The organism is Pseudoalteromonas sp. S554 (assembly GCF_005930865.1).
GTDB classification, from domain to species: Bacteria; Pseudomonadota; Gammaproteobacteria; order Enterobacterales; family Alteromonadaceae; genus Pseudoalteromonas; species Pseudoalteromonas marina.
Genome location: NZ_PNDV01000034.1, coordinates 62,394 through 88,630 on the forward strand (window position 1 = coordinate 62,394; position 26,237 = coordinate 88,630).

31 protein-coding genes and 1 other RNA gene are annotated in these 26,237 nt (G+C 40.4%); 14 read left to right on the forward strand and 18 right to left on the reverse strand.

The features are described from left to right. Positions 1-4: 4 nt before the first annotated feature. Positions 5-958 (reverse strand): YihY/virulence factor BrkB family protein, encoded by a 954-nt coding sequence (locus CWB65_RS08625; protein ID WP_039036377.1) that lies wholly within the window; start codon positions 956-958, stop codon positions 5-7. A gap of 176 nt (positions 959-1,134) precedes the next feature. Here CWB65_RS08625 and CWB65_RS08630 point away from each other — a divergent pair, with 176 nt between their 5' ends. Then, positions 1,135-2,151, forward strand: coding sequence for a mechanosensitive ion channel family protein (locus tag CWB65_RS08630; RefSeq protein WP_502704840.1), 1,017 nt, complete (start codon positions 1,135-1,137; stop codon positions 2,149-2,151). A 58-nt stretch (positions 2,152-2,209) separates the two neighbouring features. On the opposite strand, the gene rnpB is transcribed toward CWB65_RS08630, so the two are convergent. Together rnpB and rsmI are read right to left on the reverse strand one after the other, a co-directional pair. Next, an RNA gene (gene rnpB, locus CWB65_RS08635) (RNase P RNA component class A) lies at positions 2,210-2,573 on the reverse strand. 41 nt (positions 2,574-2,614) lie between these two features. Further along, on the reverse strand, positions 2,615-3,472 hold the full coding sequence (gene rsmI, locus CWB65_RS08640) for a 16S rRNA (cytidine(1402)-2'-O)-methyltransferase (protein ID WP_039036376.1): 858 nt from the start codon (positions 3,470-3,472) through the stop codon (positions 2,615-2,617). Between the two features lie 61 nt (positions 3,473-3,533). Between rsmI and CWB65_RS08645 the strand changes: the two genes are divergently transcribed. Genes CWB65_RS08645 through dolP form a run of 4 tightly spaced genes read left to right on the forward strand, consistent with a single transcriptional unit; the run spans position 3,534 to position 6,973 of the window. Beyond that, on the forward strand, positions 3,534-5,411 hold the full coding sequence (locus CWB65_RS08645; RefSeq protein ID WP_138740425.1) for a penicillin-binding protein activator: 1,878 nt from the start codon (positions 3,534-3,536) through the stop codon (positions 5,409-5,411). A gap of 9 nt (positions 5,412-5,420) precedes the next feature. Beyond that, positions 5,421-5,792, forward strand: a complete 372-nt coding sequence (locus CWB65_RS08650) for a YraN family protein (protein WP_006792124.1) — start codon at positions 5,421-5,423, stop codon at positions 5,790-5,792. 25 nt (positions 5,793-5,817) lie between these two features. After that, positions 5,818-6,411: an SIS domain-containing protein gene (locus tag CWB65_RS08655; protein WP_006792123.1), complete on the forward strand. Its 594-nt coding sequence runs from the start codon at positions 5,818-5,820 to the stop codon at positions 6,409-6,411. Further along, positions 6,404-6,973 carry a division/outer membrane stress-associated lipid-binding lipoprotein gene (gene dolP / locus CWB65_RS08660; RefSeq protein ID WP_008130334.1) on the forward strand — a complete coding sequence of 190 codons (570 nt, stop codon included), beginning with the start codon at positions 6,404-6,406 and terminating at the stop codon, positions 6,971-6,973. Before CWB65_RS08655 ends, dolP begins: the two co-directional genes overlap by 8 nt. A 61-nt stretch (positions 6,974-7,034) precedes the next feature. On the opposite strand, the gene CWB65_RS08665 is transcribed toward dolP, so the two are convergent. The 8 genes from CWB65_RS08665 to zapE all read right to left on the reverse strand — a co-directional run bounded on the left by CWB65_RS08665 (position 7,035) and on the right by zapE (position 13,537). Then, positions 7,035-7,469 (reverse strand): ClpXP protease specificity-enhancing factor, encoded by a 435-nt coding sequence (locus CWB65_RS08665; protein WP_138740426.1) that lies wholly within the window; start codon positions 7,467-7,469, stop codon positions 7,035-7,037. Beyond that, positions 7,469-8,095 (reverse strand): stringent starvation protein SspA, encoded by a 627-nt coding sequence (gene sspA / locus CWB65_RS08670; RefSeq protein ID WP_006792120.1) that lies wholly within the window; start codon positions 8,093-8,095, stop codon positions 7,469-7,471. Before sspA ends, CWB65_RS08665 begins: the two co-directional genes overlap by 1 nt. A gap of 79 nt (positions 8,096-8,174) precedes the next feature. Continuing rightward, positions 8,175-8,918, reverse strand: coding sequence for a cytochrome c1 (locus tag CWB65_RS08675; RefSeq protein WP_006792119.1), 744 nt, complete (start codon positions 8,916-8,918; stop codon positions 8,175-8,177). Continuing rightward, positions 8,915-10,180, reverse strand: a complete 1,266-nt coding sequence (locus tag CWB65_RS08680) for a cytochrome b (protein ID WP_006792118.1) — start codon at positions 10,178-10,180, stop codon at positions 8,915-8,917. The genes CWB65_RS08675 and CWB65_RS08680 overlap by 4 nt, the downstream gene beginning before the upstream one ends. Continuing rightward, complete coding sequence (petA, locus tag CWB65_RS08685) at positions 10,180-10,770, reverse strand: ubiquinol-cytochrome c reductase iron-sulfur subunit (RefSeq protein WP_006792117.1); 591 nt, start codon at positions 10,768-10,770, stop codon at positions 10,180-10,182. Before petA ends, CWB65_RS08680 begins: the two co-directional genes overlap by 1 nt. A 578-nt stretch (positions 10,771-11,348) precedes the next feature. Beyond that, positions 11,349-11,741 carry a 30S ribosomal protein S9 gene (rpsI, locus tag CWB65_RS08690; RefSeq protein ID WP_086007041.1) on the reverse strand — a complete coding sequence of 131 codons (393 nt, stop codon included), beginning with the start codon at positions 11,739-11,741 and terminating at the stop codon, positions 11,349-11,351. Positions 11,742-11,749: 8 nt separating this feature from the next. Then, entirely contained in the window at positions 11,750-12,178 is a 429-nt protein-coding gene (rplM, locus tag CWB65_RS08695) for a 50S ribosomal protein L13 (protein ID WP_002957960.1), read from the reverse strand. Between the two features lie 270 nt (positions 12,179-12,448). Next, positions 12,449-13,537, reverse strand: a complete 1,089-nt coding sequence (gene zapE, locus CWB65_RS08700; RefSeq protein ID WP_008130324.1) for a cell division protein ZapE — start codon at positions 13,535-13,537, stop codon at positions 12,449-12,451. A gap of 132 nt (positions 13,538-13,669) precedes the next feature. On the opposite strand from zapE, the gene CWB65_RS08705 reads away from it, so the two are divergent. From CWB65_RS08705 to CWB65_RS08715, 3 genes are all read left to right on the forward strand, one after another. Continuing rightward, entirely contained in the window at positions 13,670-14,113 is a 444-nt protein-coding gene (locus CWB65_RS08705; RefSeq protein WP_008130322.1) for a Z-ring associated ZapG family protein, read from the forward strand. A gap of 132 nt (positions 14,114-14,245) precedes the next feature. Then, positions 14,246-15,598 carry a Do family serine endopeptidase gene (locus CWB65_RS08710; protein WP_008130320.1) on the forward strand — a complete coding sequence of 451 codons (1,353 nt, stop codon included), beginning with the start codon at positions 14,246-14,248 and terminating at the stop codon, positions 15,596-15,598. 101 nt (positions 15,599-15,699) lie between these two features. Continuing rightward, positions 15,700-16,782, forward strand: a complete 1,083-nt coding sequence (locus CWB65_RS08715; RefSeq protein WP_010555666.1) for a trypsin-like peptidase domain-containing protein — start codon at positions 15,700-15,702, stop codon at positions 16,780-16,782. Between the two features lie 45 nt (positions 16,783-16,827). On the opposite strand, the gene murA is transcribed toward CWB65_RS08715, so the two are convergent. Genes murA through CWB65_RS08750 form a run of 7 tightly spaced genes read right to left on the reverse strand, consistent with a single transcriptional unit; the run spans position 16,828 to position 21,493 of the window. Further along, on the reverse strand, positions 16,828-18,087 hold the full coding sequence (gene murA / locus CWB65_RS08720) for a UDP-N-acetylglucosamine 1-carboxyvinyltransferase (protein ID WP_008130314.1): 1,260 nt from the start codon (positions 18,085-18,087) through the stop codon (positions 16,828-16,830). 13 nt (positions 18,088-18,100) lie between these two features. Continuing rightward, complete coding sequence (locus CWB65_RS08725) at positions 18,101-18,358, reverse strand: BolA family protein (RefSeq protein WP_006792109.1); 258 nt, start codon at positions 18,356-18,358, stop codon at positions 18,101-18,103. A 5-nt stretch (positions 18,359-18,363) separates the two neighbouring features. Beyond that, positions 18,364-18,657: an STAS domain-containing protein gene (locus CWB65_RS08730; RefSeq protein ID WP_006792108.1), complete on the reverse strand. Its 294-nt coding sequence runs from the start codon at positions 18,655-18,657 to the stop codon at positions 18,364-18,366. After that, entirely contained in the window at positions 18,650-19,330 is a 681-nt protein-coding gene (locus CWB65_RS08735) for an MlaC/ttg2D family ABC transporter substrate-binding protein (RefSeq protein ID WP_008130312.1), read from the reverse strand. The genes CWB65_RS08730 and CWB65_RS08735 overlap by 8 nt, the downstream gene beginning before the upstream one ends. Positions 19,331-19,335: 5 nt before the next feature. After that, positions 19,336-19,884, reverse strand: coding sequence for an outer membrane lipid asymmetry maintenance protein MlaD (gene mlaD / locus CWB65_RS08740; protein WP_008130311.1), 549 nt, complete (start codon positions 19,882-19,884; stop codon positions 19,336-19,338). A gap of 14 nt (positions 19,885-19,898) precedes the next feature. Further along, positions 19,899-20,678 (reverse strand): lipid asymmetry maintenance ABC transporter permease subunit MlaE, encoded by a 780-nt coding sequence (mlaE, locus tag CWB65_RS08745; RefSeq protein ID WP_006792105.1) that lies wholly within the window; start codon positions 20,676-20,678, stop codon positions 19,899-19,901. After that, positions 20,678-21,493, reverse strand: a complete 816-nt coding sequence (locus CWB65_RS08750; RefSeq protein WP_074210176.1) for an ATP-binding cassette domain-containing protein — start codon at positions 21,491-21,493, stop codon at positions 20,678-20,680. The genes mlaE and CWB65_RS08750 overlap by 1 nt, the downstream gene beginning before the upstream one ends. Before the next feature lie 381 nt (positions 21,494-21,874). On the opposite strand from CWB65_RS08750, the gene CWB65_RS08755 reads away from it, so the two are divergent. Genes CWB65_RS08755 through lptB form a run of 6 tightly spaced genes read left to right on the forward strand, consistent with a single transcriptional unit; the run spans position 21,875 to position 26,169 of the window. Further along, positions 21,875-22,843 carry a calcium/sodium antiporter gene (locus tag CWB65_RS08755; RefSeq protein ID WP_033019047.1) on the forward strand — a complete coding sequence of 323 codons (969 nt, stop codon included), beginning with the start codon at positions 21,875-21,877 and terminating at the stop codon, positions 22,841-22,843. 3 nt (positions 22,844-22,846) lie between these two features. Then, positions 22,847-23,818 carry a KpsF/GutQ family sugar-phosphate isomerase gene (locus CWB65_RS08760; RefSeq protein WP_006792102.1) on the forward strand — a complete coding sequence of 324 codons (972 nt, stop codon included), beginning with the start codon at positions 22,847-22,849 and terminating at the stop codon, positions 23,816-23,818. Further along, positions 23,819-24,370, forward strand: a complete 552-nt coding sequence (gene kdsC, locus CWB65_RS08765) for a 3-deoxy-manno-octulosonate-8-phosphatase KdsC (RefSeq protein ID WP_008130305.1) — start codon at positions 23,819-23,821, stop codon at positions 24,368-24,370. Then, complete coding sequence (gene lptC / locus CWB65_RS08770) at positions 24,367-24,921, forward strand: LPS export ABC transporter periplasmic protein LptC (protein ID WP_008130304.1); 555 nt, start codon at positions 24,367-24,369, stop codon at positions 24,919-24,921. The genes kdsC and lptC overlap by 4 nt, the downstream gene beginning before the upstream one ends. Continuing rightward, positions 24,911-25,447: a lipopolysaccharide transport periplasmic protein LptA gene (lptA, locus tag CWB65_RS08775; protein ID WP_008130303.1), complete on the forward strand. Its 537-nt coding sequence runs from the start codon at positions 24,911-24,913 to the stop codon at positions 25,445-25,447. The genes lptC and lptA overlap by 11 nt, the downstream gene beginning before the upstream one ends. Next, entirely contained in the window at positions 25,444-26,169 is a 726-nt protein-coding gene (gene lptB / locus CWB65_RS08780) for an LPS export ABC transporter ATP-binding protein (protein WP_006792098.1), read from the forward strand. The genes lptA and lptB overlap by 4 nt, the downstream gene beginning before the upstream one ends. Positions 26,170-26,237 lie beyond the last annotated feature (68 nt).

Sequence of the window (26,237 nt, forward strand, 5' to 3'; positions counted from 1 at the left end):
TTGATTAATCGTTTTTGATACCCAGGTGATCAGCAACATACGCGCCGCGTTCACCTAGCTCTTTCTCTGGTCCAATTGTGCTGTCTTTTGCCGTTTGCTGCTCTGTTTCTGCGTTAATAACGGCTCCCATGGTGACGATGTACGCGCTTATATATAACCACATTAGCATGATGACCACCCCACCCAAGGATCCATAAGTTTCGTTATAACTTGAAAAGCGCGATACATAAAATGAAAAGCCAATAGATGCTATAATCCAAAATACGGTTGCAATAGCAGAGCCGAGCGTTATCCAACGCCATTTAGCCGCTTTTCTATGCGGTGCGTAACGGTATAAAAGCACCAATGCAAAGTTAAACGTAAGGGCTAGTATTGGCCACGACACGACCTTAATTAACAAATCAATACTGTCTTTGAGACCTACTAAATTTAGTACTATAGGCAAAATACCTATAATCAACAGCGCAAAAATAGCGACTAAAATAGCACCTACCGAAAACATAAAACGAACAAACTGCGCCCTCAAGAAAGAACGTTTTTCATATTCATGATAACTTATGTTGCAGGCTGTAATTAATGCTTGGCTTCCCTTAGAGCTACTCCAAATAGTGAGTAATAACGTGCCTAACGCCCCTAAAGTTAGCCGCGCCTGAGAGCTTTGCGTGAGCTCTGAAATTTGCGATAAAATCAGTTCACGCGAACTATTTGGTATTAAGGTTGTAAACTGCCTTAGGTGCTCACTGATCTCTGCAGGTGAAGCAAAATAAGCGTATATAGAAACCAAAGCAGCAATAGCTGGGAAAATAGCAAGTAACGCATAAAATGCCACTCCGGCAGAAACCAAAGATAAATTGTCTTTGCTCATGCGCGCAAAAATACGCTTAGCAATATCCCACCAGCCCTTCATGGGAATATGTGCTGGTTGCTCTGCATGTTGACCTCTTTTTGGCTTTTTCATACTTAATCTCACTATAATTAGTACTTTAATGAAGCAAAATAACTGCCAACTTAAAAAAAGTGTTTGGTATTAAACTTGCTGTTAAAGTAAAAGTAACTAAACACGGAAGAAACCCAATGCCTACAATAGCATCAGACGTACCATCAGCTGCCAGTACCCCCTCATTGAACCCCGTAATGGAAGGAAATGTGTTCTCGTGGCAATTTTTTTATGACCAAAGCATGCAATTAGTTCACGCTACAGCGCAAATATTACCCACCTTGTTGTTAGGTTTACTCTTACTCACTATCAGCTATTTTACAGCAGGCCCTCTTTCACGCATGCTCATAAAACCTATCAATTTAGTAACCGATAGTAAGCTAGTTTTGCTGGTTGTAAGGCGCGGAATTAGCACTTTAGTCATTTTATTAGGCCTATATCTGTTTTTACGTTTAGCAGGGCTTACTGAATTTGCGGTAGCCATAATGAGTGGGACCGGTTTAATAGGCTTAATATTAGGCTTTGCTTTTAGAGACATTGCTGAGAACTTTATCGCAAGCTTACTCTTAAGTGTGCAACGCCCGTTTAAAATAGACGACGTAATTGAAGTAGATGGACGTTTAGGCGTTATAAAAAAAGTAACGGCCCGTGCCACAACGCTTGTTGATTACGATGGTAATCACATTCAAATTCCTAATGCTACGGTGTATAAAAATACCATCAAAAATTTAACTGCTAATCCCAAAATGCGCGGTAAAGTGGAAATAGGTATAGGTTACGATAACGACATACGCAGCGCGCAAACGCTTGCTCTAAATATAGCAAACAAACAAACGGCCGTATTAAGCGATCCCCCAGCACAAGTACTTATAAAAAATTTAGGCTCATCAACAATAAACTTTATTTTATATTTTTGGGTTAATAGCGAGCAGCATAGTCCACTTAAAGTAAGCTCTCAGCTTATGCGTGAACTAGTTAATGAATTTACTGAGCAAAATATAAGTATGCCGGATGATGCTAGAGAACGAATTTTATTAAATGCCTCTGGCAAGGAATTTTCAAGCTCAGCAGTAAAAGAGCGTTTAAATGAAAAGAAACCACCGGAAACCCACGAGCAAACCGAAACACTTAACGATGTAAGCAGTGATACTGACGAAATACGCGAACAGGCAGAGCAGTCAAGGGATCCTGAACAAGGAAAGAATATTATTTAAGTTAATAAAATTTAGATGCAAAAAAGCCCGCAGCGTTAACTGCGGGCTTTTTATTGAATGAGTGAGTCAGCCTATAAGCCGGGTTTTGTCCTTTCCGAAGAAAGTGATAATCATTCGTCTAGGCCATAAATCGCTCTATGGCTCAAGCAACCTACCCGGTTCCAACGTGGGCCACGCCATAAGGAACCCTATTTGGTCTTGCTCCGAGTGGAGTTTACCTTGCAACCGACTATTACTAGCGGCCCGGTGCGCTCTTACCGCACCCTTTCACCCTTACCAACCTAAGTTGGCGGTCTTCTCTCTGCTGCACTTGTCGTGGGCTCACGCCCCCCAGCCGTTAGCTGGCACTCTGCCCTGTGGAGCCCGGACTTTCCTCCCCCTGATCATTTTCGTCACAGGCAGCGATTATCTTGGCTGACTCGGCGCGCAGTATACATGACGCTAAAGCCAAGCGCAGTAATATTTACTCTTTTTCTTCAATAATTGTTTTGTATAGTGCATTTTTTTTCATGCCAAAGTACTCAGCTACAACACCGCACGCTTTTTTCATTGGCATTTCTTTTTCAAGTAGAGCCAACATTTTACGAGCCTCTGGTGGAATGTCGTCTACCACCTTAGGTTTGCCCGGCAGCATGAGAACTATTTCGCCGCGTTGCTTAGTGGGATCATCTGTTAAAAACTGCTTTAGCTCACTCACTGAGCCATTAAAAAAAGTTTCGAACGTTTTAGTTAGCTCTTTGGCAAATACGACCTGCTGTTCACTGCCAAGTGCAGTTTCTAAATCGTCTAGACTTGCCATAATACGGTGCGTACTTTCATACATTATACTGGTAATACTTGAGTTAACCGCATCGATAAAAAAATCTTGGCGAGCCTTACTTTTAGCGGGCGTAAAGCCAATAAACTGAAAACGATCGGTAGGCAGCCCTGAACAACACACCGCGGTTATAGCAGCGCACGCACCTGGTACTGGGGTTACGCTTGCCCCTTGCTCACGACATAAGTTTACAACCGCATATCCAGGGTCACTAATGAGTGGCGTGCCTGCATCCGATACTAAAGCAATATTTAATCCTTGATTAAGCTGATCGATAATTTGCTGTGCTTTTTGTTTTTCGTTGTGATCATGTAATGCAAATGTTTTTGCCTTAATACCAAAATGGCTAAGGAGCTTACCTGTATGGCGAGTGTCTTCAGCAGCGATTAAGTCAACCTGCGATAATGTCGCGATAGCACGCTGACTTAAGTCGTCATAATTGCCAATTGGGGTGGCAACAACGTAAAGAGTGCCAATTTTATGTGAATTCTCCTCATTTAACATTGAGGTCTCCTGCGTCAGTCAGTAATATAAGCAAATCGCGTTAACGTATTGGGAAATCATTGTGCGACTTAAACTAGTTGGTCTATTAATTATATTGTCAGGGTTATCGGCGTGTAGCACAACCGAAAAACCAATTAAAAAAAGCGATAACTTCAGCAGCAGTGCTAATGCGCTAAAAAATCAAGCGACTAATGCTCAATCTATCTATCAATTGGCCGTAAATCGCGAAGGTGCAGATAAAATACAATTATTGTATAGCGCACGTGATGCTGCTATTTCTGAGAAGAACTGGCCATTATTAGAGCAAATTGGTAGCGACCTAGAGTTAACAGCGAGTGTCGATCAAACTCAAAATCGCCTTTATATTGCATACGCGCAAAAGCAACAAAATAAAAATGACCAGTCTTTGATTATTTTACAATCGTTAGATGGTCAACTGATACAACCTGAACACTTTGCATGGCATCAGTTTTTAACAGCCAGTATTTACGCCTCACAAAATTTCCCTAAAAAAGCGGCTCCCTATTTTTTTAGAGCATCAGAAACATCTACAAAAAATAATATTGATATACCACAACTCGACCAACAATTATGGGATAACCTAAAACAGCTTTCTTCTTATGCGCTGGAGCGTTTTAACCGTGGCTCTGTTATTCAACAAGGCTGGGTAAATCTTGCTTTATACCATCAAGTATATGCAGGTAGCGGTGTAGAGTTAGATCAAGCAATAAATAATTGGCGACGCCGTTACGTGGGGCACCCTGCTGGAGCCGTGTTACCTAAACAAGATGAAAACTTTGTTGAATTAGCACCTTTGAACATTGACCGCTTAGTTTTGTTATTCCCTCAATCAGGTCCTAACGAACGCCTAGGTGATGCTTTAAAAGTAGGAGCTTTAGCCGCATTAGATAAACAAAATATTAATGAAGCTATTTTTATTGATGAAAATTTAAGTACTGCAGACATTGCAGCAAAACTTGACCAAATTAACCCTGACTTTGTAGTTGGGCCACTACTTAAAGCGAACATAGATAAGCTTACGGCAGCTGAAACGCTTATCAATATTCCTACGTTGCATTTAAATACATTCGATGGAGACACTATTTCGCTCCAACACTACTATTTTGCCCTAAACCCAGAGCACGAAGTTGAACAAGCTTTAGAGCATTTTCTAGCTATGGGATACCAAAAACCCATGCTACTCGCTCCAGAAAATACGAATGGCCAGCGCTTAGTTGATTTTTTTAATCAGCAATGGCAACGCTACAGCGAGACTAAACCTCAAATTGGTTTTTATGAAAACAATCAAGACATGCCAAAAACGATTAGTAGCTTATTAGAAGTTGATCAATCTAAAGAGCGTATAAAAACAATAAAAGCCTTATTTAAGCAAGAAGTTGAAAGTGAAACACGCTCACGCAGTGATATTGATGTAATTTATATTTTAGGTGATGCAATAGAAACACGCTTAATTAAGCCCTACCTTGATGTAAATGTGAGTACATTCTCAGAGCGAATTCCGCTGTATGCGAGCTCAAAAAGTCACAGTAAGCAAATTGACTCAACCGACAAAGGCGATTTAGACGGCCTGTATTTCACAGAATTACCTTGGATGCTTAATTCACAAATCACACAACATAACTTACGTGAGCAGTATAATTTGCTTTGGCCCGAGCAAGCCGATATTAGCCAGCGCTTATTCGCCATGGCATACGATGCAGTACTCGTTATTAACGATATTAGGCAGTTGAGCTTAATGCCTGGCAATCAATTTAGCGGTTTGAGCGGTAAGTTATCGGTTAATAGTAATGGGCACCTACAACGCGTACTTGATTGGGCACAATATACTAATCGCCAAATTAAGTCTGTGCAGTTAAAAACACAACGCCCTGTGCCCTTATTTATGCAGTCGGCTAGCGGTGTAAAAACGATAAATTAAGGGGGCGGCATGTCGTGGTTTAAAGAGCTGTGGCAAAATAGTCGTGAAAAAGGTCAGTACTACGAACTACAAGCGCAAAAATACCTAGTAGCGCAAGGTTTAAAACCTATAGAACGTAATTATTACTGCCCCTTTGGTGAGCTCGATATTATTATGAAAGAGGGTAACACCCTTGTTTTTGTAGAAGTGAAGTTTCGCAAAAACAATGCTCGAGGTGGTGCTAATTATGCGCTCAGCGCCCAAAAACAAGCACGGCTTAAACGTAGTATTCATCATTACTTAGCAGCTAAAAACTTAACAAATCAGGCATTAAGAATTGACTATGTAGCCATAACCGGAGAATCATCTCCTACATATAATTGGCTTAAAAACGTATTTTAAAAATACTAAAAAGAATTGGTAGGCTATGCAAGACACAATAAAAGAAATTTTCACAGAAAGTATTCAAGTTCAAATAGCCGCTGGAGAGGTCCTTCCCAGTGCGCTTGAATCGGCCGCGTTCACAATTGCACAAAGCCTTATTAACGGTAATAAGTTAATTTGTTGCGGGACAGCTAACTGTCATATGCTTGCGCAACATATAGCGGGTATATTGGTCAATCACTACGAAACAGAGCGTCCTTGCTTGCCTGCTATTGCTTTGTCACAAGAAAATATAAATCTTGGGCAGAACAATCACAGTGATGATCACGATACATTTGCCCGTCAAATCCGTGCATTCGCTCAACAAGGTGACTTACTATTGGTATTAGCAATTAATGGCAATGAAAAGCAGGTAATTTCAGCCGTTGAAGCTGCACTTACACGCGATATGAAGGTCATTGTTATGGTCGGTGACGATGGCGGTGAATTAGTAGGTTTACTTGGCCCTAATGATGTTGAAATAAGAACACCGTCTAAACGTCCAAGCCGTATTATAGAGTCGCATTTAACTAACTTACATTGTTTAAGTGAACTTATAGATTTAACGCTTTTCCCGCAGGATGAAAATTATGTTTAAACGCTCCCTTATTATTTTAGGTACCGTTGTATTATTACAAGGCTGTGCTGCAGCTGTTGTAGCCGGCACTGCCAGTGCAGTAACCGCTGCAAACGATCGTCGCACTATAGGCTCTCAAATCGATGATAACAATATAGAAATTAAAGCTAGCATTGCTATTAGTGAAGTTGAACGCCTAGAAAAGTCTGCTCGAGTTAACGCTATAAGTGTCAATGGTATTGTTTTGCTTGTTGGTCAAGTTGCTAATCAGGAAATGAAAAACGAAGCACAAATAACCGTAGAAGCGATTGCCGGCATTCGTAAAATTCATAACCAACTTCGTATTGGTTCAAATATTGGTATAACAACTCAAACTCATGATTCGTGGCTTACCTCAAAGGTAAAAGCACAGTTACTAGCAGCTAAAGATATTAGTAGCAATAACATTAAAGTGGTTACAGAAAACGCTGAGGTGTATTTGATGGGCTTGGTGTCTCAAGATGAAGCTAATCGTGCAGTTGATATTGCACGTAATGTGTCGGGCGTTGAGCGAGTAGTAAAGGTATTTGAATATATTAATTAAAAGCCACTAAATTACAGCGATAAAAAAACCGCTTTTAAGCGGTTTTTTTGTAATCTACATATTATTTTATAACACGTAAATGTGAGCCTTTTTTCTTTTCAGGTTTTTCTGGCAGTGTTTCATCTATATACTCAGATGAATCAACACTTTCTAGCCCTGTATCAAACTCGTCTTCGTCCTCTACAAACTCGTCTGCAGTAAAGACTGTACCTTCGCCATTCTCACGGGCGTAAATTGCAAGCACAGCACCTAAAGGTACATAAACTTGCATTGGCTGACCGCCAAAACGCGCGTTAAAACTAAGTTGGGTTAGGTCTAACGAAAACTGTGTTACTGCTGATGGGCTAATGTTAAGCACTATTTGTCCATCTTGCACAAATTGTGTAGGCACTTGCACATTCGCAAAACCAGCGTCCACCACAATATGTGGCGTACATTCGTTATCGACTATCCAATCAAAAAAAGCACGTAATAAATAAGGACGATTAGGCGTCATTATAAACGGATCTCACGCTCAGCTTCAGTTAAAGAGGCTTGGAATGATTCACGTTCGAATAAACGGATCATGTACTCTTTCATCTCTTTAGAGCCTGCACCATTAAGCTCAATACCAAACTCAGGTAAACGCCATAGTAGTGGTGCTAAGTAACAATCTACTAAGCTAAACTCTTCACTCATAAAGTAAGGAGCTTCGCTAAAGATAGGAGCTACTGCAAGTAATGCCTCGGTTAACTCTTTACGAGCTTGTGCTGCATCTGATGTGTTATTGCTGATTTTAGCAGCTAAGCTGTACCAATCAGTATCAATGCGGTGCATCATTAAACGGCTACGACCACGCATTACCGGGTAAACAGGCATTAGTGGAGGATGAGGGAAACGTTCATCAAGGTATTCCATGATGATATTTGCCTGATATAAACCAAGCTCACGGTCAATCAGTGTTGGCACTGTACCGTAAGGGTTAATTTCGTGAAGTGCTTCTGGCAGATTATCCTTTTCAGCCAAATGAATATCTACACTTACACCTTTTTCTGCAAGTACAATACGTACTTGATGGCTATACATACAGTTAGCCCCAGAGAAAAGGGTCATTACAGGGCGCTTATTGGCAGCTACGGCCATGCCTACCTCCATTAAATAACTAAAACAGCAATAGGGGCTTAAGCCCCTATTGCAAAATTACCTTTAAATATGTTCAAGATTAATGAACATCTCTCCAGTATTCTTTCTTAAGCATAAATGCCAAGATAAACAGGATAACTAAGAACCCAATTACCTTAATACCTAGCGCTTCCGATTCAAGTCGAGTAGGTTCACCTACGTACTCTAGGAAATTCGTTAAATCACGAACAGCTTGGTCATACTCATCTACACTCATCTCGCCTGAGCCATCTGTTTCAGTACCTGTGATATGTACAGTTGTTACACCGTCAACAGTTACTTCTTCAGTTATAGGAGTAGGAACACCCTGAAGTTCTTGTAGAACATGTGGCATACCTACTGATGGAAATAACGTATTATTTACACCAAACGGACGAGACTCATCTTTATAAAATGATTTCAAGTACGTGTAAATCCAGTCACTTCCACGTACACGTGCAACATTAGTTAAATCCGGCGGAGCCGCACCAAACCATTTTGCTGCATCATCTTTAGCCATTGAGTTCTTAATATGGCTACCTACTTTTGAACCATCAAAAATAAGCTGCTCTTGGCCAACTTCCGTTGGAATACCAATATCACGGAAAGTACGTTCATAACGCTGATACTGCATTTGGTGACAACCAAGACAGTAGTTCATGAACAACTTAGCGCCGCGCTGCAAAGATGGCTGATCAGATATATCGTTACCCGCGTCCATTAGTGGAACTGACGGGCCTGCCGCCATTGCAGGTAACATATTTACTGATAAAGCGAATAAACCAATTATTAGTTTTTTCATCATTTCGTTAACCTCTCAGGCAATGGCTTAGTTTTTTCATTCTTACTGTAAACAAATAACAGTACGAAGAACATAAAGTAAGTCACAGTACAAACTTGCGAAACAATTGTTTTAAAGTCAGTTTGCGGTGTAGCACCAACCCAACCTAAAAGAACAAAAGTAACAACAAAGCCTGCAATGTTCCATTTGTGGAAACCACAACGGTAACGAACAGAGCGAACTGAACCACGGTCAATCCAAGGTAATAACGCAAGTACTACAATTGACGCACCCATTGCTGCAACACCCATTAATTTATCAGGGATTGCGCGCAAGATTGCGTAGAATGGCGTGAAGTACCAAACAGGGAATATATGTTCCGGTGTCTTAAGTGGGTTTGCCGCTTCAAAGTTTGGAGCCTCTAAAAAGAAACCACCCATAGCAGGCATAAAGAACACAACCCAGCAGAACAAGATTAAGAAACCTACCACGCCCACAATATCTTTTACTGTGTAATAAGGGTGGAACGGAATCGCATCAATAATGTCTTTTTTATCAGTGTAGTATTCATGGAACTTAAATTTAGGCTTATCTTCTTCAGGAACCGTGCCTTTTTTACGTTTGTTATCAATACCATCTGGGTTATTAGAACCCACTTCGTGTAGTGCGACAATGTGTAAAAATACTAAGATAACAATAACCAATGGCAGTGCAATTACGTGTAATGCAAAGAAGCGGTTAAGCGTTGCACCAGAAATTACGTAGTCACCACGGATCCAAAGTGTAAGGTCATCACCAATAACAGGAATAGCCCCGAATAATGAAATGATTACCTGTGCACCCCAGAACGACATTTGGCCCCATGGTAATAAGTAACCCATGAATGCTTCAGCCATTAGGGCTAAGAAAATAAACATACCAAACAACCACAGTAACTCACGTGGTTTTTGGTAAGAACCGTAGATCATGCCACGGAACATATGCAGGTATACAACAATGAAGAATGCTGATGCACCGGTTGAATGCAGATAGCGCAGTAACCAGCCATAATCTACATCACGCATGATATATTCTATTGATGCAAATGCACCTTCAGCAGACGGTACGTAGTTCATTGTTAGCCAAATACCGGTCAGTATTTGGTTAACTAGTACTAACATTGCTAATGAGCCAAAGAAGTACCAAAAGTTAAAGTTTTTAGGTGCTGGATACTGTGCAATATGCATGTTCCAAACACGTGTCATTGGGATTCTGTCGTCAATCCAACCAATAATCTTACCAAACATTAGGCCACCCCTTGTTCTTCGCCCACTAAAATAGTGGTTTCATCAAGAAAAGTATATGGTGGAATTTCTAAGTTTAATGGTGCTGGAACCGATTGAAAAACACGGCCAGCCATATCAAATTTAGAACCGTGACATGGACAATAAAAACCATCATCAGTCCCTTCCACTTTTTCACCAAAGCCACCTTGTAAAAAGCTAGGTGAACATCCTAAATGCGTACAAATACCTACAGCGACAAAAATCTCTGGACGTAATGAACGGTAGTCATTTGTTGATGATTCTAATTGTTGTGGCTCTTGCGATTGCGGATCACGAAGTTGACCTTCGTGTTCTTTCATTTGCTCAAGCATTTTTGGGGTTCGTGATACAACCCATACAGGTTTACCACGCCACTCGACACGTATTAATTGTCCTGGCTCAAGTTTGCTTATATCTACTTCTACAGGCGCACCCGCAGATTTAGCTCGCTCACTTGGATTCCAAGACGCAATAAAAGGAACAGCAGCCCCAGCCGCACCAACACCACCAACAACAGAGGTAGCTATGGTTAAAAAGCGACGTCGGCCATTGTCTACAGGCGCATTGCTCATCCACTTATCTCCACTTACGATTCTCAACACTTGCTATATTGAGAACATCAGTTACAGCAGGTTAATTATTCGAAATTTTTAAAATAGAAATGATCATAATTAAAACCCTTGTTTAAAACAAGGTTATTAACAACTCAGGTCTTGAAAAATATTAATTTCACCAATGGTTTGATTAAGCTAGTTCGAGCACGAGCCGAAAAGTAATAATATCACTTCTGTAAAAACGATGTAGTGACCAAGATCAACTCCACTAAGCGGAAGTTTTAAGACTACACATAGTGTTATAAAACTTGATCGTTTTACTTCCACGCCAATTGTAGCAAAAAATTCCATCAATTAACTGATGGATTTAAACTAATTACGATAATTATTTAACTTTTTTGCACCTATCTGGCTATTTACTTCCTTTCGTTCAATTAATACGCCGTTATTGCACTGTGTGATCATCATAAACAGTAATTTGCAATTACAGCTTAGGCTAACAATTTTTTAAAGCTCAAATGAATCAGAAGAAATTTATCGCCAATAACAAAAAACCCAGCATAAGCTGGGTTTTTGAATTCTTGATAACGTATAGATTAACGTTTTGAGAACTGTGGACGCTTACGCGCTTTCTTAAGACCCACTTTCTTACGTTCAACTTTACGTGCATCACGAGTAACGAAACCTGCTTTACGAAGTTGTGGACGTAGTGACTCGTCAAACTCCATAAGTGCACGAGTGATACCGTGACGGATAGCACCAGCTTGACCAGTTGTACCACCACCAGAAACGGTGATGAAAAGGTCAAATTTTTCAGTCATATCAACAAGCTCAAGAGCTTGATGAACAACCATGCGTGCTGTTTCGCGACCAAAGTACTCTTCTAAAGAGCGCTTGTTGATTACGATGTTACCAGTGCCTGGGCGTAAGAATACGCGAGCACTTGAACTTTTACGACGACCTGTACCGTAGTATTGATTTGCCATGATAGTGCTCCTTAAATGTCTAGAACCTGAGGCTGTTGTGCAGCATGGTTATGCTCAGTACCTGCGTAAACTTTAAGTTTACGGTACATAGCGCGGCCTAAAGGACCACGTGGCAACATGCCTTTAACTGCTTTTTCGATGATCATTTCAGGCTTTGCAGCTTGAAGTTTATCAAAAGTAGTAGACTTAAGGCCACCTGGAAAACCAGAGTGAGCGTAGTACACTTTATCTTTGAATTTGTTACCAGTTACAGTAACTTTCTCAGCGTTGATAACGATGATGTAATCACCAGTATCTACGTGTGGAGTGTATTCAGCTTTGTGCTTACCGCGTAGGCGATGAGCGATTTCAGTAGCGATGCGACCTAAAGTTTTACCTTCAGCGTCAACTACGTACCAGTCACGTTTTACTGTTTCTGGTTTAGCAACAAACGTTTTCATTTATAAAAATCCAATGTTTTTCAATTAAAACCACAAGTAGTTAATATTAACTACTGCTCTAAGTTTGCTATAACCCCTTCGAGTTTTAGACTTTTGCGCCGCTCATTAGTGGCTAAACTATATGAAGGCATAGAACGCAACGTGGCAGACGCGGGAGTATACCAGCACTTAAATCACATTGCTACCGATCGGTTGTTTTTCCCACAAGAAAATTATCGCTATTTACAAATAAGAGTTGGAAGCGCGCAACGACCGGCATTCTAATTTTTATTAAGCTAAATGTTCTCTTGCTAAATACTCTAACGACTGCATTTCTTGTAAACGGCTTATGCAGCGTTTAAATTCAAAATTTAAGTTACCTTGGGTGTAAAGTTCGGTAATCGGTTTTTCTGCTGAAATAATTAGCGTCACGTGGCGTTCGTAAAATTCATCTACTAGAGCAATAAAGCGCCTTGCTGCATCGTCATTACTTTGGCCAAGCTGTTTTACATTAGAAATAATTACCGTGTTATATAAACGGCTAATTTCCATGTAATCAACTTGGCTACGTGCAGTCTCACACAATTCACTAAATTCGAATAGCACGACACTTTGAGCTACTTTGCGCGTTTTTATTAAGCGCCCTTCTATTTCTATAGGGTGATCGAGTTGACCCGGTTCAGCAGACAACTTATCAAAATATTCAAATAGATTTTTATCAGCTTGTTCATCAAGCGGGCTGTGAAAAATTTCAGCTTGTTCTAAGGTTCTCAGTCGATAGTCAATACCCGAATCTACATTCACTATTTCAGTATTGAGTTTTACCAGTTCAATGGCAGGCATAAAACGAGCCCGCTGTAGGCCATTTCTATATAAATCGTCAGGTACAATATTAGAGGTAGCGACTAAAACAATTCCACGAGCAAAAAGCGCTTCCATTAAACCACCCAGTAACATGGCATCCGTTATGTCTTGCACAAAAAATTCATCAAAACAAATGATGTCGGTTTCTGATTTAAATATATCCGCTACTTTTTCCAGTGGATTGGCCGTGTTATTTAGTTTTTTTAATTCGTCATGCACACGGTGCATGAAACGATGAAAATGCACGCGCATTTTTCGATCACTTGGCAAAGCCTCGTAAAAAGTATCAACTAAATACGTTTTTCCACGTCCAACTCCGCCCCAAAAATACAGGCCTTTTATAGGTTCTGGTTCGTTTTTACCAAATAAATTAGCGAAAAAACCTGTTGATTTTGGTTTTGTTTGCGTGAGGTCATCATATAAACGTTGCAAGTGGCGCACAGCATTTTCTTGTGCTGCGTCGTGTACAAAGTCATCTCGTTTTAAATCTTGTTGATATGTTTGCCAAGGAGTCATATGTATTTTCAGTCAAAACGCAGTTTAATTTGTAAAGCATATTAACACGCATCATAACTCGGGGTATATTACACTTAATATGATTTATAAATGAATCAGCATTCTTTCGTTATTTTCCCAAAGGGGTAGTTTATGGGCACAGTTATATGGGTAGGTTTAATCGTTATTGTTGCGGTTATAGCATTTTTTATTGGTGCATTTGTTACTAAAAAACAGTTCAAACAAGATGAGTTAAAAGAGCAAGCGGAACAAGCGCAAAGCGAACTTGAGCAATACCGCCAAGACGTAGCTGACCATTTAGCAAGCACCAGCAAGCTTGTGAATAAAATGAAAGATAACTACAACCAGCTCTTGAGTCATGTAGAAGAAACTAATCAATTACTGTTAGAAGATAGAAATAAAGAACCAGCAGCCCCTTACTTTTCAAAAGAAACAACAGAGCAATTACAAGCATCTTTAAAAGAGCGTCGTTCTGATCGCTCTTCAGCAGAGGCGCAACCGGCAGACTTTGTGTCAGGTGAGTCTGGTTTATTTGCTGGTGAAAATAAAGTACAGGACCGCTCTAAAGCATCTTGATGAACTTTTTTTTGACCCCATAGTCTTTAGATATAACAGCTTTGTTGTTTTATCTTACTAACAAACTAAAAAAAGGCTGCTTATGCAGCCTTTTTTAATTTTTGTTTTTCCTAAGTGGAGTAAACCTTGACTATGAAAATGAAATTATCACTTATCAGTGCTGCTATTTTATCTACAAGCTTATTAATGAGCCCGGTAGCGTCTTACGCAAAGTTACCAATAGCAGTTAATGGGCAACAGCTACCGACTCTTGCACCTATGCTTGAACAAATCTCCCCTGGTGTTGTGAGTATTCAGGTTTCGGGCTCTAAAGAGGTTCGCCGCCGCGCCGATCCACTTGAGTTCTTTTTTGGCCAGCAACAACCTCGCAGCCAAAAGCGCCAATTTAGTGGTTTGGGTTCAGGTGTGATTATCGATGCAGATGAAGGTTATGTGGTTACTAATAATCACGTGATCCAAGATGCTGAAAAAATGATCGTTACACTCGAAGATGGACGTGAATTTGAAGCTACTAAAATTGGTACAGATAAAGAGTCTGACATTGCACTACTACAAATAGACGCTGATGACCTGACAGAAATCAAACTTGCTAACTCAGACCAATTACGAGTCGGTGATTTTGCAGTTGCTATAGGCAACCCGTTTGGCTTAAGCCACACCGTCACCTCAGGCATTGTTAGTGCCCTTGGACGCAGTGGTTTAAACATTGAAGGTTACGAAGATTTCATTCAAACAGACGCCGCAATTAACCAAGGTAATTCTGGCGGTGCTTTAGTGAATTTAAATGGAGAACTAATTGGCATTAACACCGCTATTTTAGGTGCATCTGGTGGTAACGTTGGAATTGGTTTTGCTATTCCTTCTAACATGATGAAAAACTTGGTTGATCAGATTATTGAGCATGGTGAAGTACGCCGTGGCTCGCTAGGCATATCGGGTCGTCCACTTGATGCGGGCTTAGCCAAAGCACAACAGCTTGATGTTAAACAAGGTGCTTATGTAATGCAGGTAATGGATGATACTGCTGCTAGTAAAGCAGGCATAAAAGCCGGGGATGTTATTGTAAGCATTAATGGCAGCGATATAAGCGGCTTCCATGAACTGCGCAGTAAAATTGCTACATTAGGTGAAGGCAGAGAAATAAAGCTCAGTATTTACCGAGATGGAAAAATAAAAACGCTCAAAGTCACACTCGACGGTGCATCTGGTGTTAAAGCGGTTGGCGAAGAACTGCATCCCGCATTTCAAGGGGCTGAATTAGAAAATGTTCAGAAAAATAACGCAAAGGGGATTGAAATTACCTCTGTCGATCCTCGCTCTCCTTCTGCACGGGTAGGCCTAGAAGAAGGTGACATGATAGTCCAAGTGAACCGCCAACGTGTTGAGACTATTCGCGATATGAATAAAATCATCGAAAATACTAAAGGTAATATTGTACTAGGCGTTAAACGTGGACGTGAGTCTATATTTATCCTAATTCAGTAATTAATCGCAGTATATGTGTAATAAAAATAACAGCGGCACTTGCCGCTGTTATTTTTTTTGTGCCATCATAAAGGGATTGCTCCTTTAATAATAAGAAACTTGTGCTGAAATTCATTAAATTTGTCCTCCCTCCTCTATTTGCAGGTCTCAGTATTGCTTTTTTAGTGGTTTTTTTCAGCCCAAATATGAGAGCAGCGCTGCTGCCTAATGTTCCTATCCCCAGTGCAATGAGTGCAAGCCACTTAAGCTTTTCTGATGCAGTAAAGCGCGCAGCCCCGTCTGTCGTTACTATTTTTTCTGAAAGTATTTCAAAGGAGCCCCGCTACAAAAGAAAAAACACCGTTCAGGAGTTAGGCTCAGGCGTTATTATGTCGCCAGATGGCTATATACTTACTAATTATCATGTTGTTAATAATGCTGATGTCATTATGGTGATTTTAACTGACGGCCGACGTTTTTTTGATGTGCAGCTTATAGGCTTTGATACAATTACAGATCTAGCACTACTTAAAATAAATGCAGAACACCTTCCTGTTATACCCGTAAACGATGACTATACGACTAGCGTGGGAGATGTTGTATTAGCTATTGGCAACCCACTCAACTTAGGGCAAACCATTACACAAGGGATTATTAGTGCCACAGGTAAACAAAAAATCACCGATAGCCCGTTTAATAACCTACTGCAAATGGATGCAGCAATTAATGTAGGAAATTCCGGTGGTGCACTCGTTAATTCAAATGGTGATTTAGTAGGTATTACTTCAGCGCAATTTAAAACCCGCGAAAACTTAAACATTCAAGGCATCTTTTTTGCTGTCCCCTACACCCTAGCTAAGGAAGTAATGGCTAAGCTAATTCGTCATGGCCGTGTAGTGCGTGGTTACTTAGGGTTTGAAGGCACAGCCGTAGACAGTACAGGCAAAGAGGTTAATGACAACTTAACCCCTGTGAGCGGCATGCGTATTACAAATTTAGATCCATTAGGGCCTGCGTGGCAAGCAGGCATTGAAGAACAAGATATTGTAATAAAAATTGCGGGGCTTTCAGTGGCTAATCCACAAAAGGTACTCGAAAAAATTGGCAATACTGAACCAGGTAAAGAAATAGAGTTTGAATTGTATAGAGATGGGAAAATCGAAAAAATAATGGTTACTGTGGCTGAGCTTGAAACCAAACTCTAAATAAAGAAAGGTCGGTGTAATCACACCGACCAGCATTTAAACGTGTTAGCTTGCTTTACGCTTTATGTTAGCGCCTAGCGCGCTGAGTTTATCCTCAATACGCTGATACCCTCTATCAACGTGATAAATACGATCAACAACTGTTTCACCTTGCGCTACAATCCCTGTAAGGATTAAGCTTGCTGATGCTCGTAAATCCGTAGCCATAACTTGAGCGCCAGAAAGACTTTTAGTCTCACCACATATTGCTGTGTTGCCTTCTAAGCGAATGTTTGCACCCATGCGCTGTAACTCAGGCACATGCATGAAACGGTTCTCAAAAATAGTTTCTGTAATTGTCGCGCTGCCGTTAGCCACTACATTAAGTGCAGTAAACTGAGCTTGCATATCGGTTGGGAACCCTGGATGCGGGGCGGTTTTAACATTCACCGCTTTAAGCTCACGACCACGCATATCCAGATAAATAGAATCGTCTTTCACTTCAAGTAAGGCATTTGTCGCGCGCAGTTTTTCAATAACCGGTTCAAGTGAATGAAAGTCTGTGTTTTTACACAATACTTCACCGCCAGCCATTGCTGCAGCAACTAAGAACGTACCTGTTTCAATACGATCCGGTAAAATTTTATGTTCACAACCGGATAAGCGTTCTACGCCTTCAATTTCAATACGGCTCGTCCCTGCGCCCGTAATTTTAGCACCCATTGCAATCAAGCAATTTGCTAAATCGGTAATTTCAGGTTCACGGGCTGCGTTTTCAAGTACTGTTTTACCATCGGCCAACGCTGCTGCCATCAACAAGTTCTCGGTTGCGCCTACACTGACCATCTCCATAAAGATCTCAGCGCCTTTAAGGCGACCATCCACTTTTGCATTGATGTAACCATTTTCGACGCTAATTTGCGCACCTAAACGTTCCATGCCTTGAATATGAATATCAACAGGGCGAGCACCAATAGCACAGCCGCCTGGCAATGAAACTTGTGCCTCACCAAAGCGAGCAACTAAAGGCCCTAATGCTAATACAGACGCGCGCATTTGCTTTACTAAATCGTATGGGGCCAACGTTTTATCAACAGTTGCACCATCAATGACGAGGGTATCACTCTGCCAATTTACATCTGCACCTAATGTTTTTAGCAAAGCTTCTGTAGTTACAATATCGCGTAAGCGTGGCACATTGGTAAATGTACTTTTACCGTCGGCCAAAAGTGAGGCAAATAAAATAGGCAGTGCTGCGTTTTTAGCACCAGAAATAGTCACCTCACCAGCAAGTGAAGTGCCACCTTGAATTACAAATTGATCCATTAGGAGGCCCTATTTATTGCGGTAAAATAAATTTTTGTTCGCGTTTCCACTCAGTCGGTGTAAAAGCACGAATAGAAACTGCATGAATAGTACCGTCTGAAATAGTATTCATTAGTGGACCATATACTAGCTGTTGCTTTTTAACTCGGCTTAAACCGTCGAAGCACTCACCCACGGCAACAACTTCATAATGGCTTCCATTGGCTTTTACATGAACTTCTGCTAATTGAAGTTCTTCGCGTAATAATGTTTCGACTTGGCTAGTTTCCATAACTCTCACTCAAATAGGGTTGTAACTTGACCCAATTGCATTAAATTTTGCAATTGCTCAGGTGGATTTTGCAATTCAAGGCGAATACCTTGCTGCTTTAATTCTGCAAAAGAGTGAATTAACCAAGCTAAGCCGGCTGTGTCAACCCTTGACACCCCACTTAGGTCAAAATAGATGGTTTTATGCTTAGTTTGTAGCTGCTTGTTCAGAAGTTGTTCATCGCCAATTGAATTTCGAGAGAGCTCGCCGCTCGCTCGAAACTGTTGATCATCAATTTGGCTTATCGCCAATTTAGTCATTCGAGCTACTGCCTCTAAATTGAACTGGAAGCTTACTTTTTTGCTCTAAAAGGTCACTTACCTTATCAATACCTTGCTGACGCAAAATACCTTGTAGCTCACTTTGCTTAGCATCTAACAAGCTTATCCCTTCAGCAATCATGTCGTATGCACGCCACTGACCACTACGATCTTCACGAACTTTAAAATCAATGCGGATATCTGGCTTACCATCTTCGATAATCTTTGTTTTTACTACAACCACATCCTGGCCTTTAAATGGTTGCGGTGCACCAAATTCAACGTGTTGGTTAGTATATTGGGTAAATACACCTGCATACGTAGCAACTAAATACTCTCTAAACACGTCAATAAAGCGCTGAATATCTTTAATTGCTTGTGCTTTTTCAGCATCATCTGTGATTGCGCGCACTTTAGATACTTCACTTCCTAATACACGCAGTGCTGCGTATTTATAATCAATATAGGGCATCAACTCTTCTTCAACGATAACGCGAAGATACTCTTGATCTTTAACAATCAATGGTTGATCTTTTTTGATTCGGTCAAATGTATACTCTGAAACCTTGCGCACCATTTTATTTGGATCGTCTAACTTTACTTCTGCAGCACTCACCGTTTGCATTAGGCTCAATGCGCTAAGCGTTATAATAGCTAAATACTTTTTCAACATAATAATTACTCACTACCTTGGTTGAATAAAAACTGCCCAATTAATTCTTCTAACACAATGGCAGACTTAGTATCAATAATTGAATCCCCATTACCTAACGCCTTACTTTCTACGCCAAATAAATCATCAATTGCTGTATCTTGTTCATTGTTGGTTACTGTTTCACCTAAACAGCGCTGTTCAGCTGAACTGGAGGCAATAACAGGATTTAAACCTAAGTATTGCTCGCCTAAAATACCCGATGTAAGTATGGATATAGAGCTTGTATCTGAAAAACGACATAAGTATTGCGCATCAATAGTCATATCAACCACAGGTAAAAACTCTTTTGGATGAACATAAATTGACTCAACGCGACCAATTACCACACCACCTACTTTGATGGGGGCTCGTGCTTTTAATGAGCCAATATTTTCAAACTTTGCATTGAGTGAATAGGTTTCGCCTGAGCCACTAATACCTGCATTCGCTACTTTAAGCGCTAACATAGCAAAAGCTAAAATGCCAAGCGCTACAAAAAAGCCAACTAAAATTTCTAATTTCCGTGAATTCATTATTTATACCCTAATTAGCTGGTAAACATTACCGCTGTCAAAATAAAGTCGAAACCTAAAACGGCCAATGACGAGTGTACAACTGTCTCGGTAGTTGCTTTGCTGATCCCTTCCGACGTTGGAACACAGTCATAGCCTTTGTAAAGTGCAATCCAAGTAACCACTATTGCAAATACAAAGCTTTTAATTATGCCGTTTAGTACATCAGCCTGAAACGACACTTGCGATTGCATAATTGACCAAAAGCTACCGGTATCTACACCTAACCAATCAACCCCAACTAAATGAGCCCCTATAATTGCAACGGCAGAGAATATAATTGCAAGTAAAGGCATGCTAATAAAACCAGCCCAAAAGCGAGGTGCGATAATACGTTTAAGTGGATCAATTGCCATCATCTCTAATGATGATAATTGTTCGGTGGCTTTCATTAGGCCTATTTCTGCGGTAAGTGCACTGCCTGCACGCCCAGCAAATAATAGCGCAGTAACAACAGGGCCTAGCTCACGTAATAAACTCAGTGCTACAAGTGGCCCTAAGCTATCTTCAGCACCATACCCTACTAATACGGTGTAGCCTTGCAATGCGAGTACCATACCGATAAACAAGCCCGATACCATAATTATAAGCAGCGACTGCGAACCCACCATATAAAGCTGGCGAACAAGCAGCGGAGTGCCTTTTTTAAAATTAGGAACATGCGCGAGTGCACTGAACAACATGTAAGCTGAGCGACCAAGGGCAGCAAAGCGACCCAGAGTTTTATGCCCTAACTTTTGAAACAAATCCAACATTAGGCTTTTTCTCCAAGCAACTCATCTGCATAGGCTTGCGCGGGGAAATGAAATGGCACAGGACCATCAGACAAACCTTTTAAAAATTGCTGAACTAGCTCAGATTCATGATTGCGCATTTCATCTGGCGTACCTGAGCCTATCACGCCCTGATCGGCAATAATAATAACGTGATCGGCAATACTCATTACTTCAGTTACATCATGGGTCACAATTAAAGACGATAAACCTAATACTTGATTGAGCGATTTAATTAACTTTACAAGCACGCCCATTGAGATAGGATCTTGGCCAGCAAACGGTTCGTCATACATGATGAGCTCTGGATCGAGCGCTATTGCGCGAGCAAGAGCAGCACGCCTTGCCATCCCACCTGATAACTCTGAGGGCATTAAATCTTTAGCTCCGCGTAAACCCACAGCCTGCAGCTTCATTAACACCACTAAACGAATAAGATCTTCACTTAGTTTTGTGTGCTCACGAATCGGAAAAGCAATATTGTCAAACACAGACATGTCGGTAAACAAGGCACCACTTTGAAATAGCATGCTCATTTTTGTACGCGCTTCGTATAATTCTGAACGCGTCATAGAAGGAATACTGCCACCTTCAAATAAAATATCACCCGAATCAGGTTTTAATTGGCCACCAATTAAACGCAACATCGTGGTTTTACCAATACCGCTTGGCCCCATAATCGCAGTGATTTTGCCTTTAGGCACACTAAAGCTCATATTTTTATATATGACCCTATCGCCCCTGGAAAAGCTAACATCCTTGACTTCTACTATTGATTGCGACAAGTCGCTCTCCATAAAAATGTTCACTAGTGCCCCTATTTTAAATCTTTTTGATCCAATATGGAAAAAACAATTCGTAAGATTTTGTAATGTACGTTTAAAACACACATTTAGACTCACTCATCTTCACTTAACCAACACTTAAACTAGGGTCTGTTACCTATTAAGGTTAAATTTTCAGCAACCCATTTAGAATTTTGGCAAGTTAGTACCTAGTGGTGTAGTTATTCCCCATACATCAGCAAAACTTTAATACTGAAAGCCTAACAGCCCCGACTAATTAATTTAGTAAAATGAATTAGTCTACGTAGTTGACCTTACTCTTTTATTTATACTTTCATCGTGGCATTTGTTACTATTCGCGCCATTCCTATTTTGAATAACTGGCTTAATACAATGGTTACCTCGTTTGTTATTTTGATTCTTGGTTTTGCAGCCCTAGTTTGGAGTGCTGACAGGTTTGTTTATGGTGCGGCCGCACTGGCTAAAAACTTTGGCGTACCAACCTTAATTGTTGGTTTAACTGTTGTTGCCATGGGCTCATCAGCACCTGAAATGATGGTATCAGCCTCTGCTGCATTGGCTGGAAAAACAGACACAGCGGTAGGTAACGCAATTGGCTCAAATATCACAAATATTTTACTGGTATTAGGTATTACTGCTTTATTTAGGCCTCTTAGCGTTTCTTCAAGTACATTAAAACGTGAAATCCCGTTAGTGCTTATTGTATCTCTAGCTACTTGGTATATTTTTTCAGATAACTACTTTTCGCTTGCTGAAGGCGTTGCCTTATTAATTGGTTTTGTCGTCTTTATTGGCGGGCTGATTATTGTTTCGCTACGTGCTAAAAATCAAACAGACCCATTTGTATCAGAAGCATGTGATGAAGTACCCAATGACGTACCAACAAAAAAAGCAGTAATTTGGTTAGTTATTGGTATGGTCTTACTTCCTGTCAGTGCACATTTTTTAATAGATTCAGCGGTCGATATTGCAAAATATTTTGGCCTAAGCGATTTAGTCATTGGCTTAACAATTATTGCAATAGGTACTAGCTTGCCAGAGCTTGCAGCTTCAATTGCGGGGGTTCTTAAAAATGAAGATGACTTAGCACTGGGTAATATTGTTGGCTCTAATATTTTTAATATTCTTGCCGTGCTGCCTTTCGCAGGCATTATTAACCCTTCTGTTATAGACCCGTCTGTTGCTAACCGCGACATACTTATTATGATTGGTGCCACGGTCGCACTTATTATCATGTCATTGAACTTTAGAGGTGCTCAGCGCATCAATAGAGTAGAGGGCGGCTTATTATTAATCGCTTTTTTAGGCTACCAAGGGTATATTTTCAGTCAAGTAGGGTAAGTAATGGCAACGCTAAATTTTATTGAACAAGGCCTACGTGTATTAGACATAGAGCGCCAAGCATTGAGTGATATTGCACAATATGTGGATGAAAATTTTCATCAAGCATGTCAGTTAATATACGACTGCCAAGGCCGAACTATTGTTATAGGCATGGGAAAATCGGGTCATATTGGCAATAAAATAGCGGCGACGTTAGCAAGTACTGGCAGCCCTGCATTTTTTGTACACCCCGGTGAGGCAAGTCATGGCGACTTAGGTATGATCACTAAAAATGATGTGGTTATGCTAATTTCTAATTCTGGTGAAACAAGCGAAGTCCTCAATATAATTCCCGTTTTGAAACGCCTCGGCGCAAAAATGATAGCCATGACAGGCAACGCTAGCTCAACAATGGCAACGCTTGCAAACGTACATATTTGCATAAAAGTACAAAAAGAAGCCTGTTCGTTAGGCTTAGCCCCTACAGCAAGCACAACAGCAACACTTGCAATGGGCGATGCCATGGCGGTTGCACTGTTAGAAGCTCGCGGTTTTACAGCTGATGACTTTGCGCTATCTCACCCCGGCGGCAGTTTAGGTAAACGTTTACTGCTGACCCTAAAAGATGTCATGCATAGCGGTAAAAACACACCTATTATTAACGTTACTCAAACTATAAAAGATGCACTGATAGAAATGTCGGCAAAAGGCTTAGGCATGACAGCCATAGTTGATTCTCAGCAACAACTTGTAGGGCTCTTTACCGACGGTGATTTACGTCGTATTTTAGAACAACGAATTGATATACATACAACACAAATAGATGTTGTAATGACCAAGTCCTGCACAACGGCAACGCAAGATATTTTGGCCGCTGAAGCACTTAATATTATGGAGCAAAAGCGTATTAATGGTTTAATCATCGTTAATGAGCAAAACCACCCTATTGGTGCATTAAATATGCAAGACTTACTAAAAGCAGGAGTATTATAAATGCAATTTGAAGAGCTCTATCAACCATTGAGTGAAGACGCAAAAGCACGTGCAAAAAAAGTAAAGCTACTTATTTGTGATATTGATGGTGTGTTTTCTGATGGTCGCATTTATTTGGGTAACCAAGGCGAAGAGCTCAAAGCATTTAATACAAAAGATGGCTTTGGCATTAAAGCGCTAATTAATAGTGGCTTTGAAGTTGCGGTAATTACAGGACGCCACTCAAAAATAGTACAACAGCGTATGACAAGCTTAACAGTACAACATATATACCAAGGCCAAGAAAATAAATTACTCGCTTACGAAGAACTAAAAACAAAGCTCAATTTAAATGATGAGCAAATTGCCTACATTGGCGATGATGGCCCAGACATGCCAGTGATGGAGTTAGTAGGGTTTGCTGTTGCAGTAAATGACGCACATCCGCTAATAAAACGTTTAGCACATTATACAACACAAATGCCAGGTGGCTTTGGTGCAGTGAGAGAACTAACCGACCTGCTAATGCTTGAAAATAACAAACCTTTGACCACAAAAGGGACTAGTTCATGAATGCAGCGCGCATAATATTAAGCGTTTTATTCATCAGCTGTATGGTTTGGCTTTGGTACCCTTATTTCACACAAGTAAATTTACCACAACAAACCGAAGCAGACATAATTGCAAAGCCCGATTACACAGCCATAGAGCTAAAACAAACAGCGTATGACGAAAATGGGAAAATCAGCCATAAAGTAACGGCAGCGCGAATGGAGCTATATCAAGAATTAGGGTTTACCTTTTTTGATAAACCTATTTTTACGCTATACAACGACAAACAAACATGGCGAATTAACGCTAATGAAGCAACATTATACGAAGGCAGACAACTAATATTAGAAGGTAACGTTGTTGCTAGTAATTTAACTGATAACGCAATGATAGATAAAATTAATGCTGATAACATTCAGGTAGATATAAAATTACTAACGATGCAATCAGAGCAGCCTGTCATTGTTACAGGGCCCAATTTAAAAATCACCGGTAAAGGCTTAGAAGCCGATTTAAAAACCGAAGTGATAAAATTAATTAACCATACGCGAACTATTTATTATGACCAATAAACTATCAACACTCTTTATTATTCCAACATTTTTACTTGCATTAGGTACTAATGCCGCTGAAACAACAGCGCCAATTTCTGCAAATCAAATTTCGATTAGTGCGGATAAACAAGAGGGTCAACTAAAAGAAAACGTAGGTATCTTTGAAAAAAATGTTGAAATTATTCATGGCGACAGAAAAATTACCGCAGACCGCCTTGAGGTTCACAAGCGCGATGAGCTAGGCGACAACAAGCAATTGTTAATTGCCACAGGTACGCCTGCATATTTTGAAGAAAAACAAGCCGACGGCACAATAATGAGCGCCAGCGCTAATGAAGTTAGATACGATGTTTCAACGCGTTTTTTAACATTAATTGGAGATGCAGAGATATCTCAAGCTGGGCAAAAAATGAATGCTAAAAGCATTACCTACGATATAGAACAGCAGCTTATTAGCGCCGAAAAAGATGAAAGCTCAACTGACCGTGTACACACTATCTTAGTGCCTGTGGAGCCTAAAAAAAATGACAAAGGCCAACCATGAGCACATTAAAAGCAGAGCTACTAGCCAAAAGCTACAAAGGCCGTGAAGTTGTAAAAAATGTGGGCTTAGAAGTTAAAGCTGGCAGTATTGTAGGCTTGCTTGGGCCAAACGGCGCAGGTAAAACAACAACCTTTTACATGATTGTAGGCTTAGTCCCTAGCGACAAAGGCAAAATATCTATCGATGATAACGATATTACGCTTTTACCTATGCACAGTCGTGCTAGATTAGGCATTGGCTACTTACCACAAGAGTCGTCTATATTTAGAAAATTAACAGTGTATCAAAACTTAATGGCTATTTTAGAAACTCGAAAGGAGCTCACTAAACAAGCCAGAGAAGATACATTGAATAATCTATTAGATGAATTTAGCATTCAACACATTCGCGACAGCAAAGGCATGGCATTATCGGGCGGAGAACGTCGCCGAGTGGAGATTGCACGTGCTTTAGCCGCAGATCCAAAGTTTATTTTGTTAGACGAACCATTTGCCGGTGTTGACCCTATCTCAGTATTAGATATTAAAAAAATTATTGAACACCTGAAAAACCGTGGGATTGGCGTATTAATAACAGACCACAATGTAAGAGAAACCCTTGATGTTTGCGAAAAAGCCTACATTGTTTCTCATGGGGAACTGATTGCTTCTGGTACCCCTGAACACGTATTAAATGATAAAACTGTACGCGATGTATATTTAGGCGAGCAATTTAGGCTGTAACATTTACGCCTTATTTATAAGCATCTGCTAGTATTAACTATAACAACTTAAAAGGATTGTTAGAGATA

Bases quoted from the DNA above. Each gene is read 5' to 3' on its own strand.
- CWB65_RS08625 (WP_039036377.1), bottom strand. From the start codon at position 958: ATGAAAAAGCCAAAAAGAGGTCAACATGCAGAGCAACCAGCACATATT.
- CWB65_RS08630 (WP_502704840.1), top strand. From the start codon at position 1,135: ATGGAAGGAAATGTGTTCTCGTGGCAATTTTTTTATGACCAAAGCATG.
- rsmI (WP_039036376.1), bottom strand. From the start codon at position 3,472: ATGTTAAATGAGGAGAATTCACATAAAATTGGCACTCTTTACGTTGTT.
- CWB65_RS08650 (WP_006792124.1), top strand. From the start codon at position 5,421: ATGTCGTGGTTTAAAGAGCTGTGGCAAAATAGTCGTGAAAAAGGTCAG.
- CWB65_RS08655 (WP_006792123.1), top strand. From the start codon at position 5,818: ATGCAAGACACAATAAAAGAAATTTTCACAGAAAGTATTCAAGTTCAA.
- dolP (WP_008130334.1), top strand. From the start codon at position 6,404: ATGTTTAAACGCTCCCTTATTATTTTAGGTACCGTTGTATTATTACAA.
- CWB65_RS08665 (WP_138740426.1), bottom strand. From the start codon at position 7,469: ATGACGCCTAATCGTCCTTATTTATTACGTGCTTTTTTTGATTGGATA.
- sspA (WP_006792120.1), bottom strand. From the start codon at position 8,095: ATGGCCGTAGCTGCCAATAAGCGCCCTGTAATGACCCTTTTCTCTGGG.
- CWB65_RS08675 (WP_006792119.1), bottom strand. From the start codon at position 8,918: ATGATGAAAAAACTAATAATTGGTTTATTCGCTTTATCAGTAAATATG.
- CWB65_RS08680 (WP_006792118.1), bottom strand. From the start codon at position 10,180: ATGTTTGGTAAGATTATTGGTTGGATTGACGACAGAATCCCAATGACA.
- petA (WP_006792117.1), bottom strand. From the start codon at position 10,770: ATGAGCAATGCGCCTGTAGACAATGGCCGACGTCGCTTTTTAACCATA.
- rplM (WP_002957960.1), bottom strand. From the start codon at position 12,178: ATGAAAACGTTTGTTGCTAAACCAGAAACAGTAAAACGTGACTGGTAC.
- zapE (WP_008130324.1), bottom strand. From the start codon at position 13,537: ATGACTCCTTGGCAAACATATCAACAAGATTTAAAACGAGATGACTTT.
- CWB65_RS08705 (WP_008130322.1), top strand. From the start codon at position 13,670: ATGGGCACAGTTATATGGGTAGGTTTAATCGTTATTGTTGCGGTTATA.
- CWB65_RS08710 (WP_008130320.1), top strand. From the start codon at position 14,246: ATGAAAATGAAATTATCACTTATCAGTGCTGCTATTTTATCTACAAGC.
- murA (WP_008130314.1), bottom strand. From the start codon at position 18,087: ATGGATCAATTTGTAATTCAAGGTGGCACTTCACTTGCTGGTGAGGTG.
- CWB65_RS08725 (WP_006792109.1), bottom strand. From the start codon at position 18,358: ATGGAAACTAGCCAAGTCGAAACATTATTACGCGAAGAACTTCAATTA.
- CWB65_RS08730 (WP_006792108.1), bottom strand. From the start codon at position 18,657: ATGACTAAATTGGCGATAAGCCAAATTGATGATCAACAGTTTCGAGCG.
- CWB65_RS08735 (WP_008130312.1), bottom strand. From the start codon at position 19,330: ATGTTGAAAAAGTATTTAGCTATTATAACGCTTAGCGCATTGAGCCTA.
- mlaD (WP_008130311.1), bottom strand. From the start codon at position 19,884: ATGAATTCACGGAAATTAGAAATTTTAGTTGGCTTTTTTGTAGCGCTT.
- mlaE (WP_006792105.1), bottom strand. From the start codon at position 20,678: ATGTTGGATTTGTTTCAAAAGTTAGGGCATAAAACTCTGGGTCGCTTT.
- CWB65_RS08750 (WP_074210176.1), bottom strand. From the start codon at position 21,493: ATGGAGAGCGACTTGTCGCAATCAATAGTAGAAGTCAAGGATGTTAGC.
- CWB65_RS08755 (WP_033019047.1), top strand. From the start codon at position 21,875: ATGGTTACCTCGTTTGTTATTTTGATTCTTGGTTTTGCAGCCCTAGTT.
- CWB65_RS08760 (WP_006792102.1), top strand. From the start codon at position 22,847: ATGGCAACGCTAAATTTTATTGAACAAGGCCTACGTGTATTAGACATA.
- kdsC (WP_008130305.1), top strand. From the start codon at position 23,819: ATGCAATTTGAAGAGCTCTATCAACCATTGAGTGAAGACGCAAAAGCA.
- lptC (WP_008130304.1), top strand. From the start codon at position 24,367: ATGAATGCAGCGCGCATAATATTAAGCGTTTTATTCATCAGCTGTATG.
- lptA (WP_008130303.1), top strand. From the start codon at position 24,911: ATGACCAATAAACTATCAACACTCTTTATTATTCCAACATTTTTACTT.
- lptB (WP_006792098.1), top strand. From the start codon at position 25,444: ATGAGCACATTAAAAGCAGAGCTACTAGCCAAAAGCTACAAAGGCCGT.